This is a genomic window from Bradyrhizobium campsiandrae (genome assembly GCF_014529705.1).
Lineage (GTDB): Bacteria > Pseudomonadota > Alphaproteobacteria > Rhizobiales > Xanthobacteraceae > Bradyrhizobium > Bradyrhizobium campsiandrae.
In genome coordinates this window covers 1-456 of record NZ_JAANIH010000206.1, presented here as the reverse complement: position 1 = coordinate 456, position 456 = coordinate 1, and the positions used below count along the sequence as shown (strand labels likewise).

The following is a 456-nucleotide window of genomic DNA, read 5'->3' as shown; positions in this document are numbered from 1 at the left end:
CAGAGGATGAGTATTAACCAAGAATTAGCTGATCAGGAGATTGCCAGCCGGACCAGCTTGATCGTTTATTTGCGTAATGTTAACAACGATCAGTTCAAGCTGCGCAGGTTCGGGGACATTGTTTATTTTTCCAAAAAGCTGCACTATTTGAGTCTCTACGTCAACCAGGCAGCGGCGGGAGAAACGGCAAGCAAGCTACGGACATTCAGCGTTGTTAAGAAGGTTGAATTTTCCCAAAATGATGCCCTGGACCTGGACAACCAGAAGATTGAGCAGCAGATCAGTGACATGGCCAAGGAGGCCGAAGAGAAGTTAAATCAGACAGATAAAGAGGACTGGATTAAGTGAGAATTATTTCTGGAAAATACGCCAAACGGAACTTGTTTACCCTTAAGAGCCAGAAGACCCGGCCGACCAGCGACAAGGTCAAGGAATCCTTGTTCAATTCCCTGGGCC

At 46.7% G+C, this 456-nt stretch carries 2 protein-coding genes; both read left to right on the top strand.

The window, feature by feature from the left end; all coding sequences use genetic code 11:
• A partial coding sequence (locus G8O24_RS47135; protein ID WP_202988829.1) for a YlbG family protein occupies positions 1-348 on the top strand: 348 nt, incomplete at its 5' end.
• Positions 345-456, top strand: a 112-nt coding sequence (locus G8O24_RS47130; RefSeq protein ID WP_188108433.1) for an RsmD family RNA methyltransferase, incomplete at its 3' end; no start/stop codon positions are given. The genes G8O24_RS47135 and G8O24_RS47130, both read left to right, overlap by 4 nt.